The organism is Algoriphagus sp. PAP.12, assembly GCF_026652115.1.
Taxonomy (GTDB): Bacteria; Bacteroidota; Bacteroidia; order Cytophagales; family Cyclobacteriaceae; genus Algoriphagus.
On record NZ_JAPPSQ010000002.1, the window covers coordinates 81451 to 102550 of the forward strand.

The 21100-nt window shown below is 38.7% G+C and carries 18 protein-coding genes; 3 read left to right on the forward strand and 15 right to left on the reverse strand.

Annotation, left to right across the window (positions count from 1 at the left end):
* Positions 1–11: 11 nt before the first annotated feature.
* Positions 12–434 (reverse strand): hypothetical protein, encoded by a 423-nt coding sequence (locus tag O0V13_RS03795; protein WP_268033663.1) that lies wholly within the window; start codon positions 432–434, stop codon positions 12–14.
* Between the two features lie 83 nt (positions 435–517).
* Positions 518–1486, reverse strand: coding sequence for a zinc-dependent alcohol dehydrogenase family protein (locus O0V13_RS03800; RefSeq protein ID WP_268033664.1), 969 nt, complete (start codon positions 1484–1486; stop codon positions 518–520).
* A gap of 112 nt (positions 1487–1598) precedes the next feature.
* Between O0V13_RS03800 and O0V13_RS03805 the strand changes: the two genes are divergently transcribed.
* Positions 1599–2366, forward strand: a complete 768-nt coding sequence (locus O0V13_RS03805; protein WP_268033665.1) for an SDR family NAD(P)-dependent oxidoreductase — start codon at positions 1599–1601, stop codon at positions 2364–2366.
* A 16-nt stretch (positions 2367–2382) separates the two neighbouring features.
* Here O0V13_RS03805 and trmB read toward each other — a convergent pair whose 3' ends face one another.
* The 9 genes from trmB to holA are packed head-to-tail and all read right to left on the reverse strand — an operon-like array spanning position 2383 to position 13101.
* Positions 2383–3042 (reverse strand): tRNA (guanosine(46)-N7)-methyltransferase TrmB, encoded by a 660-nt coding sequence (gene trmB / locus O0V13_RS03810; protein WP_073570383.1) that lies wholly within the window; start codon positions 3040–3042, stop codon positions 2383–2385.
* Between the two features lies 1 nt (position 3043).
* On the reverse strand, positions 3044–4330 hold the full coding sequence (locus O0V13_RS03815; RefSeq protein ID WP_268033666.1) for a bifunctional folylpolyglutamate synthase/dihydrofolate synthase: 1287 nt from the start codon (positions 4328–4330) through the stop codon (positions 3044–3046).
* 3 nt (positions 4331–4333) lie between these two features.
* Positions 4334–5290, reverse strand: coding sequence for an energy transducer TonB (locus O0V13_RS03820; protein WP_268033667.1), 957 nt, complete (start codon positions 5288–5290; stop codon positions 4334–4336).
* A gap of 1 nt (position 5291) precedes the next feature.
* Positions 5292–5681, reverse strand: a complete 390-nt coding sequence (locus O0V13_RS03825) for an ExbD/TolR family protein (RefSeq protein WP_073570386.1) — start codon at positions 5679–5681, stop codon at positions 5292–5294.
* 1 nt (position 5682) lies between these two features.
* Positions 5683–6372: a MotA/TolQ/ExbB proton channel family protein gene (locus O0V13_RS03830; protein WP_073570387.1), complete on the reverse strand. Its 690-nt coding sequence runs from the start codon at positions 6370–6372 to the stop codon at positions 5683–5685.
* Between the two features lies 1 nt (position 6373).
* The gene (locus O0V13_RS03835; RefSeq protein WP_268033668.1) at positions 6374–7312 is read right to left on the reverse strand and encodes a hypothetical protein; all 939 of its coding nucleotides are present in this window, start codon (positions 7310–7312) and stop codon (positions 6374–6376) included.
* A 56-nt stretch (positions 7313–7368) separates the two neighbouring features.
* The gene (locus O0V13_RS03840; protein WP_268033669.1) at positions 7369–9066 is read right to left on the reverse strand and encodes a TonB-dependent receptor; all 1698 of its coding nucleotides are present in this window, start codon (positions 9064–9066) and stop codon (positions 7369–7371) included.
* Positions 9067–9074: 8 nt separating this feature from the next.
* Complete coding sequence (locus O0V13_RS03845) at positions 9075–12062, reverse strand: tetratricopeptide repeat protein (protein WP_268033670.1); 2988 nt, start codon at positions 12060–12062, stop codon at positions 9075–9077.
* A gap of 16 nt (positions 12063–12078) precedes the next feature.
* The gene (gene holA / locus O0V13_RS03850) at positions 12079–13101 is read right to left on the reverse strand and encodes a DNA polymerase III subunit delta (protein WP_268033671.1); all 1023 of its coding nucleotides are present in this window, start codon (positions 13099–13101) and stop codon (positions 12079–12081) included.
* A gap of 122 nt (positions 13102–13223) precedes the next feature.
* Here holA and O0V13_RS03855 point away from each other — a divergent pair, with 122 nt between their 5' ends.
* Positions 13224–13931, forward strand: a complete 708-nt coding sequence (locus O0V13_RS03855; RefSeq protein ID WP_268033672.1) for a tetratricopeptide repeat protein — start codon at positions 13224–13226, stop codon at positions 13929–13931.
* Here the strand turns inward: O0V13_RS03855 and O0V13_RS03860 are convergent.
* On the reverse strand, positions 13928–14773 hold the full coding sequence (locus O0V13_RS03860) for a universal stress protein (RefSeq protein WP_268033673.1): 846 nt from the start codon (positions 14771–14773) through the stop codon (positions 13928–13930). The genes O0V13_RS03855 and O0V13_RS03860 overlap by 4 nt on opposite strands.
* Positions 14774–14786: 13 nt before the next feature.
* Positions 14787–15707 carry a 2-hydroxyacid dehydrogenase gene (locus O0V13_RS03865; protein ID WP_268033674.1) on the reverse strand — a complete coding sequence of 307 codons (921 nt, stop codon included), beginning with the start codon at positions 15705–15707 and terminating at the stop codon, positions 14787–14789.
* 149 nt (positions 15708–15856) lie between these two features.
* Between O0V13_RS03865 and O0V13_RS03870 the strand changes: the two genes are divergently transcribed.
* Complete coding sequence (locus O0V13_RS03870) at positions 15857–16705, forward strand: DUF2911 domain-containing protein (protein ID WP_268033675.1); 849 nt, start codon at positions 15857–15859, stop codon at positions 16703–16705.
* 111 nt (positions 16706–16816) lie between these two features.
* Here O0V13_RS03870 and O0V13_RS03875 read toward each other — a convergent pair whose 3' ends face one another.
* Entirely contained in the window at positions 16817–18517 is a 1701-nt protein-coding gene (locus O0V13_RS03875; RefSeq protein ID WP_268033676.1) for a sodium:solute symporter, read from the reverse strand.
* A gap of 102 nt (positions 18518–18619) precedes the next feature.
* Entirely contained in the window at positions 18620–21055 is a 2436-nt protein-coding gene (locus O0V13_RS03880) for a PIG-L family deacetylase (protein ID WP_326492704.1), read from the reverse strand.
* Positions 21056–21100 lie beyond the last annotated feature (45 nt).

A 21100-nucleotide genomic window follows, 5' to 3' on the forward strand; every position in this document is an offset into this window, starting at 1 on the left:
TTCCATTCGGATTATCTACTTCTCCAAACATCCTTCAATTGGCGACCATTGATCAGCATCACAATTCTGGCAGGATTCGGAATCAATACCAATCTTACATCCTGTCTGTCAAATTGATCTGACTCAATTGGGACACCTTCTTGTCCTCCTACTTCATAACTTACGATTCCGTTTGCATCAGGAAGCAAAGGCTTGTATTTATTTGCTATATAGGCAGTAGGTAAAAGAATATCAGTATCTGATTTCAAAACAGAATAGATTTTCTCTAACTGATTTTCAATCACTTCCTCATACTCTTCATTGAAATCATCTTCCAAATCATGGATTGCCTCCTCTAAGTCGTCATAGCTTTCATCACTATAATCCATCAAAGCAAGTTGATTTCTCTTTTCTACAATTTCGGTTAGCTCTTTATCCAGCTTGTCCCAATTCATTGGTCTATGTTTTTGTTTGATTTGTTATTCAAAACACAAAGATGAGAATATCATTTTTTTAAGCAGAATGATTTTGGAGAAACTTAACCAATTAGGAGAATTTTTCCATTTCTTCCCGGCATTTGATAGGCATTTAGGGCTTCTTGAAAGGATTCTAATGGAAATTTACCAACAACATCAATCTGAGAATCCCCATTCATTAAAAAGCTAAACACCTTTAAAAAGGCCTCATTCATTTCCTTTGGGTCAGTTTCAGCCATCCAGGTACTCAGCCAAAAACCTTCAATTTTCAAATTCTTGAAAATCATCAAACCACTATTGATAGGCATTGTATTCAAGCTTAAAGCACCAAAAACCATCATTTTTCCATTCTTTCTCAAACAACTCAATGCCTGAGCACCCAATTTTCCACTCACTGCATCAAAAACTGCATGGACTCCCCCATTTGTCTTTTCAGGAATCACTTCATGGATTTTTTCCTTTTCAGAATTTACAACCAAGTCCGCACCCAAATTGCTCAAATAGCTAATCTGATCCTCTTGTCTTACGGTGGCGGCAACTTGAATTCCTTTGGCTTTTGCCATTTGAATTGCAAATTTCCCAAAAGCTGATGCTCCCGCAGTTATCAAAAGCCAATCTCCCTCTTTCAAACCAGACTTTTCAATCATTGCATGGGCGGTAAATGGATTGACAAATGCCTGGCAGGCAATTTCATCAGACATTTCCTTTGGGACTGGAATTGCAGAAGAGACTGGAATACAGATATATTCTTTCCAGGTTCCAATTGCCGAAAACATCACTCGAGTCCCTTTTTCAAACTTCCCAGATTCATCGGCTTTTTCGACCACGCCAACAGCCTCAAAACCTGCACTGCTTGGTAAGACAGGTTGGATTCCGTATCTCCCTTGAATAAACATCATATCGGCAGGATTGATATTTCTTGCGGTAATCTTAATCAAAACCTGACCTTCTTTGGGTTGAGGAATCGGAGAATCAACTAGTTTTAATACTTCTGAAGGATTTCCTATTTGTTCAAATATTACTTCTTTCATCACGATTTATTTTTGCTTTACCTCATAAATAAATCTAAGTAATATTCCTTGGGAGGTCTATTTCTAGGCATATTTTTTTATATCTTGAGGAAAGACATCAAAAACGCTATTCATGGATCTTTCCCAGCTTTTTTCACTGGATCACAAAGTGGCTTTGATTACCGGAGCCTCCAAAGGAATTGGTTTAGCCACCGCAGAAATCTTTGCCGCAGCAGGCGCAAAAGTAGTTATCAGCAGTAGAAAGCAAGAGGTGTTGGACAAGGTAGCAAATCAACTCAAATCCAAGGGCTATGAAGCTACTGGTATTGCATGCAATGTTGGTAACATGGAAGAACTCCCTGTGTTAGTTGAAAAGACGGTCGAAAAATATGGTCAGATTGATATTCTCGTCAATAATGCGGCAGCCAACCCAGTGTTTGGCCCTGTACATGAAACTAGCTTAGAAGCCTTCGACAAAATCATGGACGTCAATGTCAAAGCACCTTTCGAATTGACACGACTTTGTTTTCCTCACCTAAGGAAATCCTCACATGCTTCCGTTATAAATGTCAGTTCAATTGGTGCCTTTTCTCCTGAACCTGGATTAGGAATTTACTCAGTAAGTAAAACAGCTTTGACTTCATTGACCAAAGTCTACGCAAAAGAATGGGGTGAAGCCAAAATCAGAGTAAATGCCATTTGTCCAGGCTTGATCAAAACCAAATTTTCAGAACCACTTTGGTCCAATGAGAAAATCATGGATTTCGTTATGAAACAACTGACTATCAAACGATTGGGAACACCGGAGGAAATCGGTGCTTTAGCCTTATTTTTAGCTTCGCCTGCCTCTTCTTACATCACTGGGTCAATTTTCACCTCAGACGGAGGATTCAATATTTAATACGAAGGACAGTCCTTTATACAAACTTGATTTTCATATACTTGATCTTTTCTCCTTTTTCGGAAAACATCTTTTCATATCTAGTTTGGATCCCAAAATGATCATCTTTCCATTCACTTTGATAGAAATCATGGGTAAAACCTATTACTTCAATGTCTTCACGAGATTGAACCAATTCTAATGAATAATCAAATAGTCCGGTATTATCTGTTTTGAAATGGATTATTCCATCTTTCTTGACCAAGGTTTTATACATCTCCAAAAACTTTGGTGAGGTCAAACGGCGTTTCTCATCTCCGTCTCTTGGAAATGGATCAGGAAAGGTGATCCAAAGTTCAGAAATCTCTTCAGGAGCAAAAAACTTTTCCAACAACTGAATTTGAGTTCTTAAGAAAGCAACGTTTTCAATTCCTTCTGCGGTGGCTGTAGAACTACCCTTCCAAATCCTGCTTCCCTTGATATCTACACCAATAAAATTCTGATCTGGAAAAACTCTGGCTAATCCAACGGTAAATTCTCCCCTTCCGCATGCCAATTCAACAACCAAAGGTTTATCATTTTGAAATTGCTTGGAGTTCCAGTTTCCCTTTACTTCTTCAAAGATGGCTTTTCCTTCCTGGACAACGTTTGGATTGTATTCGTTCTCTTTGAAACGAACCAGTTTTTTTCTACTCATTTTACAGTTCTTCGATTTCTGCGACCACAAAAGTACTGCCTCCCACAAATATCAAGTCATTCGAACCGGCTTTTTTTCTGGCAAAGTTTAAAGCTTCATTTACATCTGTCACTGAAACTCCCTCTAGACCAATTGATTTGGCCTTTTCTAATAACTCATCTGCCTTCATTGCCCTTGGAAGATTGGCTTGACAAAAAACATAGGAAGCAGTCTTGGGAAGTAATTGAAGGATTTTTGAAATGTCTTTGTCTTGAACCATCCCTAAGACCATCCATAATTTATCAAATGGATAACTTTCCAATTGGCTTAAAATCTCTTGAATACCAGCTTCATTATGACCTGTATCACAAATAGTTAAAGGGGATCTAGAAAGAACCTGCCACCTTCCTTTAAGGCCGGTGCTCTTTGTAACATTTGACAAGCCAGTCTTGATTGCTTCTGAAGAAATATCCCAGCTTTTGGCTTTCAATTGAACGACGGTTTCCAGGATTCCCGGTAAATTGAACTTCTGGTAATTTCCCAATAGGTCAAATTCCAATTCTTGCTTGACATCAGAAGAGATCACATTATAAAGGGCTTTCCCTTCATTTTCTTTCACTTTTTCAACCTTCCATTTTTGATCGGCAAAAGTGATGGGAGCATCTAATTCTTCAGAGACTTGAACAAAAACTGGAGTAGTCTCCTCTTGAGTTTTACTGATCACCACAGGAATATTTCTTTTGATGATTCCTGCTTTTTCTCCGGCTATTGCAGCTAAAGTGTCGCCAAGGAATTGGACATGATCCATTCCGATATTGGTAATCAAGGAGACTTCAGGCATGAGCACATTAGTACTGTCCAATCTACCACCCATTCCAACTTCTACTACAGCAATGTCAACCTCTTCTTTGGCAAAATACCAAAAAGCCAATCCTACCGTCATTTCAAAGAAACTTGGCTTCAATTCCTCCAGAAATGATTTATTCTCTTCAACGAATTCCACAACCGCATCCTCAGGAATTTCCAACCCATTGATCCGAATCCTTTCAGTGAAAGACTTCAAATGAGGAGATGTATAAAGCCCGGTTTTGAATCCTGCAGCCTGTAATACTGAAGCAATGGAATGAGAAGAACTTCCTTTTCCATTGGTACCTGCGACATGAACAGACTTGAATTTTTTCTCAGGATTACCTAGATGATTACACAGAGAGATGGTATTGCTTAAATCCTTTTTGAATGCACTGGCACCGACCCTCTGAAACATGGGAAGGGCATTGAACAGGTAGTCCAGAGTCTCCTGATAGGTCATGAATTAATCAACCTTAATAATGAATGTGATTTTCCCAGAGGAAAAGTCTGCAACAGCTCCTCCCTGTTTTTTGAAAGAAATCTGATTGACAACCTGGCGATAGTAAGCCAAGACATCATTAGAAACATTGTATTCCAATGGAACTGCCTGTACTACTCTACCGGAGTCATCCACAGTGATTTTAAAAACTATCCGACCATTTCTTGTAGAAACACGGTCATTGATATTAGGTCTTGATGCAAAATCCCATCCAGCCAAATCCAAACTATATCCTGACCCTGAATTGGTACCTTGCCCAGATCCTTTCCCCATTAAAGCTTTGCCTTCAATAGTTCCCTTAGGATCACCAGCATCTCCTTTTTCAGTGGATGTACCTTGAGCACCACCAGAAGATGGATTGGTTCCGGTTCCTTTGGTTCCTCCAGCTCCCATCAAAGCCTTATTATTAATTTTAGGTTGCTCAGGTGCTTTCTGGACAGTTTCTTCTGATTTAGATTCAGCTGGAGTCGTAACTGCTTTTGCAGGTTCCGTTTTGGTAGGTTCTGGCTTTTTGGTATTCTCAGTAGCCTTTTCTTCCCCTTTAATTGGAGATGGCTTAGTAGTTACAGCTTGATTAACAGCATGCTGCGGATTGGCTTTTGGCTTTGCTGTTTCAGTTTTGGGACTTGGTTTTGGAGTGGACTTTTCAACCACTTTAGGAGCAATTTCTCCAGGAGCTGCGGCTTCTTTGACTGGGGTCATAGTTTCAGAAGGAGGAGTTGGAGAACTCACATCACCAGACCCTGTCGGTGTAAATCCCAAATTTAATTCCAAACCGAACGTAGGAAGGGGTGGAATGGGTTGTTTCCAAACCACAATAAAGTAAAAGGCAATCAGCAAAAGCACATTGATCAACAATGTGATCAGGCCTGAACGCTTTCTATTTTGATTTTCTACTTTATCGGCATCCCAAAATTCCATATCAAAACGGTTTTGTTGCGATGGAAACATTTGCTTCCAAACCAGCGGCAATACCACCTATCTCTACAAGGTACTCAACAGGTACCTCCTTATCAATATGAAGAACCACCTGTCCTTTTTTATCCTGCAACAAAGCAGTCAGTTCAGATTTAATCTGATCTCTAGACACTACTCTATCATTAACGGCATAGCGAAGGTCTTTGGTTACAGAAACCGTCACTTCCTGCATGGCTATATCAGAAGTCTCGCTTGAAGGCAAGTTTACCGGTAAGCCCGAAGGAGTAATAAATGAAGAGGTCAACATAAAGAATATCAACAACAGAAAGATAATATCTGTCATCGAAGACATGCTAAATGCTGTTTCTACTTTATTTTTTGACTGAAGTGCCATCTTATTTCTCTTGTAACAATTCGATAAACTCGATGGAAGAATATTCCATACTATGAACCAACTTGGAAACCTGAGTAACCAAGTAATTGTAACACAAGTAAGCCAAGATCCCCACAACCAATCCTGCAGCTGTAGTAATCATCGCTTCATATATACCTTCAGAAAGTAGCTTTGGAGAAACCATTCCTTCTTCCTGAGCAATTGCAATAAATGCTTGAATCATACCAGCGACCGTTCCCAAGAAACCAATCATTGGTGCAGCACCTGATACGGTAGCCAACAAATTGAGGTTCTTTTCCAATTTGTAAATTTCGATTTTACCGACATTTTCGATCGAAACTTCAATATTCTTTAATGGTGAACCTATTCTTTCGATTCCTTTGGCGATCATATTAGCCACTGGAGTTTTTTCCCCAGCACAAAGAATCTTTGCTTTTTCAATCTGACCGCTGGAAACCAAAACTTTTACCTGATCCAATAAATTGGTGGAAGTGGTAGATGCTTTTTTAAGTGTTAAAAGCCTTTCGATGAAAATGTAAATAGCCAAAATGAACAAGGCATACAGAGGAACCATCATGTAACCGCCTTTGATTAGGAGGTCCAAAAGGCCAATGTTTTGGGCAGCGCCGTCCATACCTAGACTGTCTACTGCTGAAAGTGAGTCTGTTGAGAGGGTTTGAAGAAGAATCATATTAATATTTCAAAATCCAAAGTGCTTCTGTGTATTGATCTTTGATTTGTTCCAACTCAGCATTTGCCTTGGTGAAGGAAGTGAACTTCCCTAACGCAAGACGATAATGTGGCGCATCTTCATAAGGAAGAATCAAAAAGAGTTCTTCTGCGCGATCATAATACTGGTTGGATTCTTGAATAGCAAGGCGCTCATTAGGCAAACTCCCAACCACAATGAAATATTGTGGTCTTGCCTCTTTTCCTTCTATTCGTGTCAAAGACCTTTCCCCACTATGATCAATAGTTGTACCAGTTTCGGTACTTTCTTGAATTGGTGTGGAAACAGTATTGGAATTTGAAATAGAATCCTGATTTTCAGTTACTTGAATTTCTTCAGTTGGTGTATTTTTTATTTTCTCTTGGGCAATTTCATTGGTTTCTTTCTCAGCTAAAGTCACATCTGAAACAACTGGTTCTCCCAAAGAATTAGGTTCCTCCTTCATCAATTGCCAAACGATTGTAGCAACTAAAAACAACGCTATTATTGCAGCGTAAGCAATCCAAGAATTGGACTTTTTCTTTTCGATTACTTTCGTCTCAGTTGATGGAGTTTTCTCTGCTATGACAGGAGTCTTTTCTTCGACTACGTCCTCTTTCTTATCATCAATTAAAGGACTTGCAGGAATTTCTGCCGGCTTTACTTCAGGCTCTTCAACCTCCTTCGGCTTTTCAACTTTTTCAGAATGGATTTTCTGCTTTGCCGCCAAGGTCAATTTCTCTTGAACCTCAGATCTTAATTCAGCTGCTGATTTTGGCTTTTCAACTGAATCTGGAGCTTTATCTACTTCAGATTCAACAGAAGTTTTACCTATATCACTTAAGGGCTTGATTTCCACAAACGGAAGCCCGTAGTCATTCGGATTCGTCCAAGATTTTTGTTCAGCGTTTTTTCCTGCCATTTCTGAAAAAAGATAGCTACGAAACTAAGTGATTTGAATAGAAAGGCAAAGGAATTTTAGAATTTCAACCAAGCTCCACCAATCAATTGTACTCCACGGACCGGATAATTATTCCATCTCATATTTTGCCCATTCATTAGGTTGTTTCCAACTGCAAAAACTCCAAACCTATCCGTAATTCCATAATCTACTTTCAATTGTAAATCGGCAATGGTTTTTAGATTCACAACTGTTGGGGAAGTATAAAAACTATCGGTAGGATCCATTACCTCTCCCCTAGCTTTCAAGCCACCCATGACCATCACATTAGCCTGTACAATCAATCCTTCAACAGGAGTTACTTGATTATTAATTGCCAATTTCCAAGTTGGTCTATGCCATGCAGCTTCCTGCTGGCTCAAATCATATTGATACATATCCAGTCTTGACCCTAGGCTATAGATATCAGAAAATTTGAATCCCAATTCTGCATTCAGGTTATAAACGGATACTTTTTCATCATAAACTATATCAAATCTTGCTGAATCAGACTGAGAATTGACAAAGAAATAATATTGATTGTAACGACTTAAGTCAATTCCTGCCTTGTAGTGGAAATTCCCCTGAAATTGACCTTCGATACCCCCTGCGATTTTGTAATTATTGACCGTATTCAACAATTGTTGATCTGGACCCAGATAAGGATTCTCCATCACAAAACTGTAATAGGTATTTCGCTGAACATCTCCGGAAAACTCACCAAAGAATCCAAACTCCTCAGCAAATTGATAGCTTGCTTTTAGATTTGGAAAAATGTGAAAATCACTTGATTTCCCTTCAAATTCATCATCTTCTGAGATAATATTTAATCCTGCACTAAACTGAAAAGCCTCATAGCTATAACCTACTTCAGGTCTGATCGCTAGAAACATTCTGTTTTCTTCAAAATTTTCTCCAACAGGATTGGTGAAATAATAACTTACTCCAACTTTACCCAACCAGTCATCAGCAGGTCTGAATTTTCCCAAGGCATTTACACCAAACTCACTTTCTTTGGCAGCATAACTATCCTTGAAATTCCTGTAATTCAATTTAGCCTCGTAAGAGAAAGGTCCCGTCTTTTCAATATCCCTAACTCCTCCTTCTACTTTAATGGTATTTAAAACATTGTCTGGAATTCCAGCCCAATCTACTAATGGATTGTTGTATCCAGTGGTATCCATGCCATAGAATGCATATGAGTCTTGATTCCAACGAAGTCCGCCAAAGACTTCCACTTGATCAAGAAAATAACTTGCAGATCCTCCAAAAGTAGTGTGAGACTCTTTGGACTGTTCATCCAAAACTGGCCCTTTTCCAAAACTTTGATGTTGCAAATCGATAGAGTAATTCCAATCTACCACTTCGGTTGCCATAATCCTTGCTTCCAAAAGCGGAGAAGCAAAATTACCATAACCAGCCTTCAAATAACCAGGATAAAGATCCATTCGCTCAGGTCTGTAAACCTTTTGCACAGGTTCTGCTTCCAATTGAACTGGAGGCAAATTAATTTCATGAAAATTGATAGAATAGATGAAATCACTCATCCCTTTTGGCTGAGGCAATACGGGAAGTTTTTCATAAAACCTCGGTTGAACAGGCAAAGTCAACACCCTATCTTTTCGGATGACAAATTCCTGATCTTGAACTTCTCCTCTATTCTGAATCTGAGCTTTTACTTCTGCTCCAAACCCCAATCCTAGGGCTATACAAATTGATATGCTTAGCTTTTTCATGGTTTGGTTTAGTTAAAAGATTGAAGTTTAGCTTGAGCTTTAGCTTTGATTTCTGGATCCGTCGCATTTTCCACAACCGATTCCAGAGTAGCTTTAGCTTGGAAATCTTCACCTAATTTCTGGTAATTATCAGCTAGCAATAAGAACATGTTTCCATACCAATAACCGAAATCAGCAAATGGTCCAGACATCTCAAAAATAGTCTCATTCGACTGTTCAAAATTTCCTTGATTACTATAAGATTCAGCCAATAGATAGAGACCTTCAGCACCTTGGACTGTTTTAAATCCATCCACCAAGATTGCCAAACTCACCTCTGCAGCATCTCTTCTATTTAATGCCAGTTGAGCTTTAGCTTTATTCAAAAGAGCTTTAGGCTTGGACTCAGGTAAGATGCCGTCCAAAGTCTCCAATCTTTCTGCTGTGCTGATTACCTGGTTGTATTTCTGAGTTTCGAAATAGGCCAACAATAAGCCTTCTAAAGCTTCTGCTTCTTCAACTTTGCTTCTTGCATTTTGAGTTGATGTCTCTAAATATGGAATTGCTTGTGCATAATTCCCTTTTTCCAATTCAATAGATCCAATCCGATGCATGGCACGAATTCTTTGAGGAGATGCAGGCTCTTTTTCCAATTGCTTGAAAGAAACCAGAGCTTGATCCTTATCTCCCAGTTGGAAATAGGAGTCACCCAAGAAATAAAGTGCATCTGCTTTCTGACCTGTTTGAGGATAGCTTCTCAAGAAATTTTCAAATGCTCTAGTCGATTGAGCAAAATTCTTTTCAAAATAAAGGCTTTTTGCTGCCTCAAATTCCAAAGATTGAACAGAACCTCCTCCTGGATTGGAGTTCTTATAGTTTTCCAAATAGCCTGAGAATTCTCCAGATCTTCCTTCCAAAGCCAAAGTTTCTTGCAAACCCTTTAAGGCCGTCTCGGAGGAAGAAGAATTAGGGTGCTGATCCAGGATAGTTCTGTAATCCCTCACTGTCTGATCATAATTTTGCATGGAGAAATTGGCTACTGCTCTACCTTCCAAAGCATATGGAACAAAGGGACTATTTGGCTTTTTAGCAATTAAATCACTGAAGCTGTTGGATGCTTCTGAATATCGAGTCTCCTCCATGAAGATTTGACCCCGCTGATACATGGCATCTTCTAGGTATAGAGAATTTGGATAATTACCTATCAATCGCTCCAAATTTGCCAATGCGGCATTATTATTAGACTGGAAGTTTTGAACTACCGCTAATCGGAAATAGGCATAATCAACACCAGTATTTCTCTCGGAGATAGCTTCTTGGAAAACTCTTTCCGCTTCACCGAACCTCTTTTGCACATAATAACAATCTCCTAATCGTAACATGGCATCATCGTAATTCTCCTTGTCATTACGAGTTCTCATGCGATCTGAATAATTCTTGAATTGTTGTTCTGCCTGTGGATATTTTTGAGAATTGAAATAGGCATATCCCAAACCATACAAACTCTTATTGATATAGGCACTTGAGGTCGTTCTACCCATATCCAAGGCTGTTTTATAACTTTTCTCCGCAGCATTCAAATCTCCTGAAGCGGAATAGATCTCCCCTTTCCAGAAATGAGATTCCAAGACCATATCTTTATTGACTGGATAAGCCAATGATTTATCCAAATAGGCCAAAGCACCAGGATAACGTTGATCACGGAAATAAACCATGGCCTGATAAAATGCTACCTTTTGATAAGCCTCACGTATCCTTGGAGACTTATTGGAGATTTTATCCATCTGCTCAATTGCTCTCAAGTAATCTGAGGTGTTGATCAGAGCCTCTGAAAGCAAAGTTTCTGCTTCTGATCTATATTTTCCACCAGGGTATTTTTCTATGTATTCATCCAAACCAGAGATCCCTGCCTGGAAACTTCCCTTTTGAAGATTTGATTTGGCGTAATTAAAAATCGCCTCTTCCTGAATTTCTTTATTGAAATCTGAATTCGCCGCTGCCTTGAAAGAAGTACTTGCAAATTGGAAGTTATCCAATTTCAAATAGGCATGTCCCAAATAATAGCTGGAAGCCTGTCCCAATTCATCACTTGAAGAAGCTGAGACTTTCAAATAGTCAGCAGCTCTTTGATAATTCTGAATTTCAAATTGTGCGATACCACCTTTATAAACTTGCTCCCTAGTCAACTCCCCTTTTCTTGCATTGACAAAAGCATCATAATTCTCAGCTGCTTTTGCAAAATTCTTTTTTGCAAAGTAAGCTTCCGCCAAATACAAATGGATCATTTCTTTACGATCCAAGCTTTGGCCACTGGTTAATTTAGGCTCCGCGTAAGAAATCAATTCCTCATAGCTCCCCTGTTGATAGTACATGGCCGCCAATAGATAAGGCACTTTTCCTGAATAGTAATTGGATTGAGCTGCAATTTGAAGATCCGCTATCGCCTTTTGCGTATTCCCATCTTTTAATGCTATATAGCCTGAATAGTAATAGGCATCATAGCTAATCGCCTGTCCTAATCCTTTGGCCTGATCAAAAAATGGAGCCGCTTTTACGTATTCATTGAGCTGGAAATAAGCATAACCTTGCTTGAATAAGACATCTGCTTTGGTCTCCGTATCTAGTTTTTCACTATCAACCAAGGCATATCCTTCCAAAGCCTCTTTGTAATTCCTTTTGTAAAAGAAATGATCCCCCATATACAAACCAGCGGTTGCCACGGTAGGATGATTTCCATTTTCAAGGATATAAGACTTCATCAGGCCAGGTCCGTCAGGGCTTTCCAACTGCAAGGCAGACATTGCTGCATGCAATTTTCCTGACCTACTCTGCTCTGAACTCAGAGGAAGTAATTGAATTTGTTGATTATCTATTAAGGATGCAGAAAAGAGTTGCTTATCAAAAAGCTCCAACTGCTCATCTAAAGATCTCTGAGGACTATTTTGGTAAACGGTGGATTGCGCATTTACCTCCAAACAAATCCCCAGGCTTGCAAGAAGCACCAGGTGGTATTTCATAAATTGGTTTAGGGGTTCAGTGTAAAATTTTATACACAAGCTCGCGGAGGTTTTCTGATTCGCTCAAACTCCCGGAGTCTACTCCTTTGAAACGAAGGTCTGCCTCTTTGATGTATCTGAACACCTCAATTACCTTGCCCAATTTATAATTTCTTGCCGCAGCCACATATTCCTTGGCTACAAATGGTGGAACACCAATCACACTAGCCACCTGACTGTCGGAATAAACCCTAGCCTGATGAATTAATGCTATCCTCGTGAAGTATGTATACAAAAGAGAGAATAGCGGTATAACAGGATTGGTTTTAGGATTTTGAGAAAAATGATGAACAATTTTATTCGCCTTGCCCACATCTCTAAAACCAATTGCCTTTAAAAATTCGAAATTATTATACTCTTTATTAATTCCGATGTATTTGGAAATATGCTCTGTAGTGACCTGAGTAGCTCCTTGAAAATTGATCAACATTTTCCCGACCTCGTTGGTCAAAACTTCCAGATTGTTACCAATGGAATCAGCTAATAACTGACATGCTCTTGGATCAATGGAATGTCCCATTTCTTTGAAATATTCATCAATCCAAGCATTGAGTTTGTAATCAGAAACCTTATCAGAGCGTACATAAACCGCTCTTTTATCTAATTCCTTGTACAGAGCGGACCGACCATCCAGTTTTTTATACTTATGAGCCAAAACCAAAATGGTACTTGGCAAAGGATTCTGCAGATAGGATATCAAAAGCTTTTGAGAATCTTCCTTCCCCAAATCAGGAAGACTCTGCATTTCCTTGACAATGACCACCTGCCTATCAGCCATCATCGGGAATTTCCTGGCATTGTTCAGAATCAATCCCATATTGGAATCTTTCCCATAAAGGACTACCTGATTGAATCCCCGTTCATGCTCTGCGATTGCATTTTTCTCTACAAACTCTGTAATCAAGTCTACATAAAATGGCTCTTCACCATCCAAAAAATAGATAGGTGCAAATTTTCCGGCTTTTAATTCCTTAAGTACTGTAGTGGGATTCTGTGGCATACTTGGTGATTATTCCAGCAATAAAGATAACAGGACTCTTCAATTGCCTGCAAAAACCTAAAGAAGTTTATTTGGTTAAACTTTTCGAGTCTTACCTTTGTATTAATATCAAAGAATTGAAAATGAGTTTCGAAAAAGGGATCGAATTATATAAAGAGGGAAAGTTTCAGGAAGCGCTGGATGTTTTTGATGATTTGATCAAACAAGGGAATTCCAAGCCCCAGTTTCATTTGTTTCGCGGCAGAGTTCGCTCTAGATTAGGTGAAACTGAGTTGGCTTTGAAAGACTTCGACGTCATTGTTGGACTGGAGCCTTACAATACAGATTACATTTCTGACAGGGCAGTGATCCTTCACTTATTGAAAAGGAATGAAGAGGCGCTTTCAGCCTTTGATCAAGCAGCCAATCTAGATCCTAAAAACCCCTATCGCTATTCCAGTAGAGCTTTTTTCAAAGACCGAATTGGAGATTTGGAAGGCGCTATCGAAGATTATGAAAAAGCCATAGAATTGGATCCTGAAGATGCCGTGGCTTATAATAACAAGGGATTGGTTGAAGAAAAACTCGGATACCAAGCCAAATCCAAAAAAAGCTTTTCAAAAGCTGATGAATTGACTGGGTATGAACCTTCCACCGCAAAACCAGAAGGTACAAACAAGTTAGAACCTCAAGTAGAAACTTCTTCAGAAATCAAGAAACCTATTCAACCTGAAGAAAAACAAGAAGAGAGTATGACTTTTGGTTACTTTCTGAAAACTTTGAAGTCCGTATTATTTGATAAAAATGCTAGAAAAGAATTTATCTCTTTTCTAAAGAAGCCCTTTAATTAATTCAATGACTTGATGACCCACAATGGCTTATTGATGAAATAAGCCATTTTTTTTGACAGACTTTTGTGGAATATTTTTTCAAAAAAGTCCTTCTTTTCGCTCAAAGTCACAAGCATATCCCCTTTCGAAGTTTGCAGATAATTTTCCAAACCTAAAGCCAAATCATCCCGAAATGACTTCAAGACAAAATTCACTAAAGGGTATTTGATAAATGGCTTCACTTCCTCAATCATCACTTGATGCAAGGATTTATCAATTGCTCGATTTCCTGGACTTGCATGAACGATATCAATTTCAGATTTGAAAAATCCTGCAAAGTCTACCACCTTCTGTACGGCAATTTTATCTTCTTCAATATAATCGGTAGCGTACACCAATTTTCTGGGCTTTTTGAAAAAGACCTTTCTTGGAATCACCAACACGTCTCGATCTGATCTCTCTACAATTCTACTTGCGCGGGATCCGATTATATTTTTCCGAAGATCATTCATCCCTTCAGTACCCACGATAATTAGATCTATATTCTCTTTTTGTGCAAATTCAAGTGTTTCATTGACTATATCACCATCCAAAATTTCCCATTCGCAGGACTTTAGTCCTTTGTCCAAACTTTCTTTATCTATCGCTTTCTGAAGACTCTTCAACTTATCTTTCAAAAAGTCCATTTGATAATAGCCATTGGTATCCATTGGGGAAAGTTTCAAATAGTCTTCCTTATTGGCTACATGAATCAGGATCAAACGAGACTGATATTTTTCTCCTAATTTTGCTGCATACTCTATGGCATTCAGAGAACATTCAGAAAAATCGGTTGGACAAAGGATGGTGTGATTTGGGTTCATTCTGTTTAAAAAGTTAATAACCTTTTGAACGGTCTACGAGATTTTGCAAATCTTCGTTAGCTTTTGCACGTTTAATGTTATCCAAAACTTGAGGAACGGCAGCACTGGGGTTTGTCACACTGGCTATATGGGGCGTAAGAGTCAATTTCTCAAGATTCCAAAAGGGATGATTTTCTGGCAACGGTTCAGTCCTATAGACATCCAGTAAGGCTCCAGACAAATATCCTTTGTCAAATGCCACTGGCAAATCCTCCTCAACTAGATGTTTACCTCTTGCCACATTGATCAAATAGGTTCCTGGATTACACTTTTCAAAAAAATTCAAATTCAATATATCCTGAGTATCGGGAGTCAGCGGCATCAAACAAACAACCACATTGACCTCTTTGAGAAACTCCTCCATTCTCGACTTTGGATAGTAAGGATATGGAAAATCAGTTTTTTCAGAAAAGCCTAAACCAACTACAGGAAAACCCATAAAGTCTAATTTTTCCAAAACATCAAATCCTAAAGCTCCGACTCCCATCACACCTACTTTCACCTCAATTTCAGGATTACTCATATCCCAGACTTTACGGGTTTTGTCCTTTTGATATCGGGTAATCTGTCTATGGAAATTCAAAACTCCCATCACCACATAATTGGTCATGGACCATGTCAGCTTCTCATCGACTATGCGTACTATCGGAAGGTGCTCTGGAATACTAGTATCTGTTAAAATATGGTCGACACCTGCTCCCATTGAACTAACCAATTTCAAATTAGGAAACTCACTTAATATACCTTTTGGATGTTGCCATACCACAGCAGCTTCTACATCTTCAGGTCTATCTATGTTAGGGTATACCTGAATATCAATAGTTGGGTCTTGTGAATGGATCGCATCGATCCAACTTTCTGGGTCCTTACCAGGACAAATGATCGCTAAACTCATAGAGCAAAATTCTTAAAACTTAAATAGCTTTGAAAATGCCGCAAAAAAACATTTATCCATTGATCAAAAAAGAGCAGATTTTGGCTCCTTTTTTGAAATAAAAATCACCAATTTGCTTTATATAAAACAGTTATTCAACAATATCAAAGATGAGAAAATTACTCTTAACCATCTCTCTATTAAGTATTTTATTCACTTCACATCTAGTAGCGCAACAAATTCAGATGCCTCAAGCATCACCAGCGGCTAAGATTTCCCAAAAAGTAGGGCTAACAGATGTAACTGTGGAGTACTCTCGCCCTAGTATGAAAGGACGAAAAATCTTCGGTGAACTGGTTCCTTTTGGAGCTGTATGGAGAACTGGAGCAAACTCTGCAACCATCTTAGATTTTTCAACAGATGTATCAGTAAATGGAAATCAGATCCCAAAAGGAAAGTATGCTTTGTATACTATCCCTGAGAAATCAAAATGGACAATTGTCCTTTCCAAAAACACGGACCTGTGGGGTTCAATTGGATATTCCCCTGACGAGGATATCGTAAGATTTTCAGTGGAACCAAATAAGCTGAGCAGAAAGTATGAAACTTTCGAAATCACTTTCAATAATATGACTGACAACAGTGCAGATCTTTCAATGAAATGGGAAAACACGAGAGTTGAATTCAAAATTTCTACTGAAGTAGACCCCATTGTCATGGGACAGATCAAAGAATTGGTAATTGATAAACCAACTCACGATCCAAGTCTTTTGTACGCAGCAGCAAACTATTATTACACCAATCAAAAAGACATCAATCAGGCTTATGAATGGATCTCCGAGTCTGTAGAATCGGATCCTAAGTATTGGACTATGCATCTGAAGGCTAAAATTGAAGCGAGTTTAGGTAAAAATACCGATGCAAAAACTTCAGCTGAAGAATCTATGAAATTGGCCGAATCTGCTAACAATCCTGACTATATAAGACTGAATGAAAGATTGATTCAGTCTTTGAAATAAGAGAGTGAGGTTAATACTTAATAATCAACAATTGTCACATTGAGCGGAGTCGAAATGTTTGAAAAAGCTTTTCAAAAGACTCCGTTCAGTCTGACTGCATTTTTCCTTTTCTTATTTTTTCACCAATTGAATCAGAGAAGCAAATAGCATCACAGACAGACAACCTATCGCATTGTACCAGAGGAATCCGATCTCCCAATGGAAGCCTAATACTCCTTCTCCATTTTTAAAATGAACCAACAGAATCAAAGCTTCCGAAAGTAGAGCTGCAATAAATACAGCTCGTCCTTTAATCCATTTCATCCAGAAACCTACTAAGAAAATCCCAAGGATTGTTCCGTAAAACAAGGAACCCAAAAGGTTGACTGCCTGAATTAGGTTTTCAAATAAGGATGCATACAAAGCAAAAAGAATTGCCCCTCCTCCCCAAAATGCAGTAAACAACTTAGAGGAAAGAAGATATTGCTGATCTGTCCCATTTTGATTAATGGATCTTTTGTACAAATCGATGGTGGTCGTAGATCCCAGAGAATTCAACTCTGAAGCACTGGAAGACATGGCAGCGGAAAAAATCACCGCAAACAATAATCCAATGATTCCTGTCGGAAGATTATCCATCACAAACCTCATAAATACATAATCAGTATCCCGGGTTTCTGCTACCGGGTCATTTTTCACTATCAATGCTTTTACCTCATCTCTGATATCATTCTGCTCTGATTTCAAGGTTTGAAGCGAAGACTGAATTTCTGATTGACCTTCTTCGTCATCTGCTTTTACTGCCTCCAGTAAATTCAAATACTCAGCTTTACTTGCCTCGAAATTCTCAGAATATCGATCTTTCAAAATAGCATAATCACCTGCAAAGGCACTATTCTCCAACTTTTCAGTCTGTACCAAATTAAAAACAACTGGTGGCTCATAGAATTGATAAAACACAAAAACCATCACTCCTATAAACAAAATAATGAATTGCATCGGGATCTTCAGGAAGCCATTCATGATCAAACCCATCCTACTTTGAGTCAAAGTTTGACCTGATAAGTAACGTTGTACTTGACTTTGATCTGCCCCAAAATAGGAAAGAAAAAGAAAGACTGCTGCAGTGACACCTGACCAGACATTGTATCGATCTGAAGGATCAAATTCCAAATTCACCAGATTCAATTTCTCCATTTTCCCCGCTATATGGAGAGATTCAGTAAACGAAACAGGGATCAAATTAACCACGATAATTCCGGCAAGAATCATCCCTCCCATCATCACAGCCATTTGTTGTTTCTGAGTGATAGAAACAGCTTCAGTACCTCCAGAAACGGTATACAGGATCACCACGGCTCCTATCAAGACAACCGTCCATGTTAAATTCCAACCCAATAAAGTCGATAAAATAATTGCCGGTGCATAAATGGTAATTCCTGCTCCAAGGCCTCTCTGAACGATAAAGAGCAAAGCCGCTAAAGTCCTCGTCTTTAAATCAAACCGGTTTTCCAGGTACTCATAAGCCGTATAGACTTTTAATTTATAGTATATAGGAATGAAAAAAACAGAGATAATGATCATCGCAATCGGTAATCCAAAGTAAAATTGGATGAAGCCCATTCCGCTTTCATAAGCCTGACCAGGGGTACTCAAAAAAGTGATTGCAGAAGCTTGGGTAGCCATAATTGATAAACCTATAGTCCACCAATTCATCGAGTTCTTCCCCCTTAAATAGGAATCAAGATTCTTTTTCCCGCGCGTTTTGTAAATACCGTAAGCAGCAATCAACCCAAGGGTTCCGAATAAAACAATCCAATCAATACTACTCATGAAAATGCGACCATTAGCCAATAAAACAATGCAACCATTGCTACTAAACTAAGCACAAGACCTGCGTACAATTTTTTCCAATTTACTTGCTGTTCCTCCAATTTACTGTTCGATCAGATTGATAAATAATTTAATGGCTCCTGGAACTCCTACCGGCAATTCTCTGAAAAATGATAGTCCAGAGTACACGTAAGTTCCTTCTCCATAGTTCGCATAGATCAAAGAACCAGTTTTTGGATCTTCTTCGGGATCATTCATGGTAAATGGTGTAGAATATTCAGGAGCTAAATTTCCAGCGAAATACAAGCCTCTTTCCTGAATCCAATCTTTAAAATCATCCTGATTGATCGGATTAGGACCTACTAAAAGTGGATGAGTAAAATCTGCATCGATCGGAGCTGACTCTACAGAAACTCGGTCTCTCGTAATATTAAATGGATAGGGACCTAATTGGTCAACAAGCAAAGGAGCTGAGGTATTGTATTGAACAATTAAATGTCCCCCAGCTTTTACATAGCCCATCATGACTTGTTGATTATCAGAAAGTGTTTTATTGACATTATAAGCGCGTATTCCGACAATAATTGTTTTGAATTGGCTTAAATAATTCAGATTGTAATCATTTTCTCCTATTGGTACGATTTGATATCCCAAGGCTTCCAAAACCGCAGGAACTTCATCTCCTGCACCAGGAATATATCCAATTCTATCACCTGAAACTTTCCAATCGGCCTGAATTACGCCAATATTTGCAGGTTGGAAATAAGTCAAATTAGGGATATGCTTATAGGAAATCTGATTCATTACCTGATCGAATTTCTTTCCATTAACAACTTGATATTGAGCTGTAACAATCTTTTTCCCATCACCATTTTTCAGGAACTCAACGTGATAAACCCTCGTATTTTGTGCTGGAATATCATCTACTTCCAAAATTCGATATTGATCTTTTCCAATTCCACTAAATGACAATTCACCATCTAACATTTCACCATTAAAATGGACCGAAACAGTCACTTTAGGATCTGTCCCCCCTAGGAGGAACAACGTATTTTTAGAAACCTTCAAATCAACTTCAGGAATGATAGTAAAGGGTTGTTTCACCTCTCCATCTACTTGGTCATTGTATTTATAAAACAGCTGAACAGGAAGTGAAAATTTCTGTCCACTAATTTGAAATTCCATTTGCCCTCCAATTTGGATATCATTAAAAGGCTTTCCTATCATTTCCTGATCCTTGATAGGATACATCGGTCCATCTACATATTCCTTCAACCAATATGGCTGAGAATACGGCTCATTTTCAGCGATTTTTAACTGAATGGGAATAGTAACTGGCTGATTACTTTCTACTGGTGTTTCCGTACCATATGAATGTCCCTTTACTTCAAATTTCAAATCTGAAACTTGACTATTTGATGGATTATTAAAAACAAACCTCGTTGCTACCTCAGATCCAGGATATCCTGTTTCTTGATTCACATCGTATTCAAAATCGATTCCTAAAGCATTGATAATCAGTCTATCCAAAGCCACTTTCTTTTCTGTCACCCAAGTTTCTGAAGTATTGAGAGCGTTTAATTTCTTCTTGATCTCTAACAGATTAGCAACATTTGAAGATGGCTCTACAAAGTCAAAATTGTCTAAGGCTTTCTGGACTAATTCTTCTATTTCTTTACCGCCAGCTACTGTCTGCCATCTATCTTTCACCCCTTCGAATGGGTTTTCAATCATTGGCTCTCCTTTGATAAATTGAATATGGTCCAAAGCTCCCCCGATTGAAGCTGTCGAACCAAATCCCTGAGACTTGTGCATAGTTCTACTGTCAGAGGCAATTTGGCTATAGGTTTCACCTAATAAGGAATTGTAGTCTCCTGTCGGAAAAGCGTAGTATTGTTTCCCCTCCTCTGGCTCAAAATCTCCTCTGAAATTATAAGTATTCCAAAATATCCTTTTTGGGCTCCACGTCTCCACAAATTTCAATTGCTCTGGAAAAGAATTAGGATCTCCAGCTAAGGTCAAAGCCTCTTCGGCTAAAATCGCAGAAGTCGTATGATGACCATGATTTCCACCACCAGGAATCGTATTAAATCTGGTGATGATAATATCTGGTCTAAATTTGCGAATCACCCAAACCACATCGGAAAGAATCGTATTCTTATCCCAGTTTTGAAGGGTTTCTGTGGGATTTTTACTATAACCAAAATCCTTGGCTCTTGAGAAAAACTGGCGTCCTCCATCAGTTTCTCTTGCTTTCAATAGCTCTTGGGTACGGATTTGACCTAATCCAATGCCCAATTCAGGCCCAATGAGATTTTGTCCGCCATCGCCTCGAGTCAATGCCATATAAGCAACCTGAACCATTTCCTGATTGGCCAAGTAGGCAATCAATCTTGTATTTTCATCATCTGGATGAGCCGCGATATACAAGACCCTTTTCGTCTCTTGAATTTTGAGCAATTCATGATACAGTTCTGAAGAAGGAATGGATTGAGAAAATGAACAGAAGGTGATAAAGCTTAGCAAGATGCTAAGCAAGCTGCGCGTTAGGTTTGGGTTTAGCATAGTTCTTTCAAAAAACGA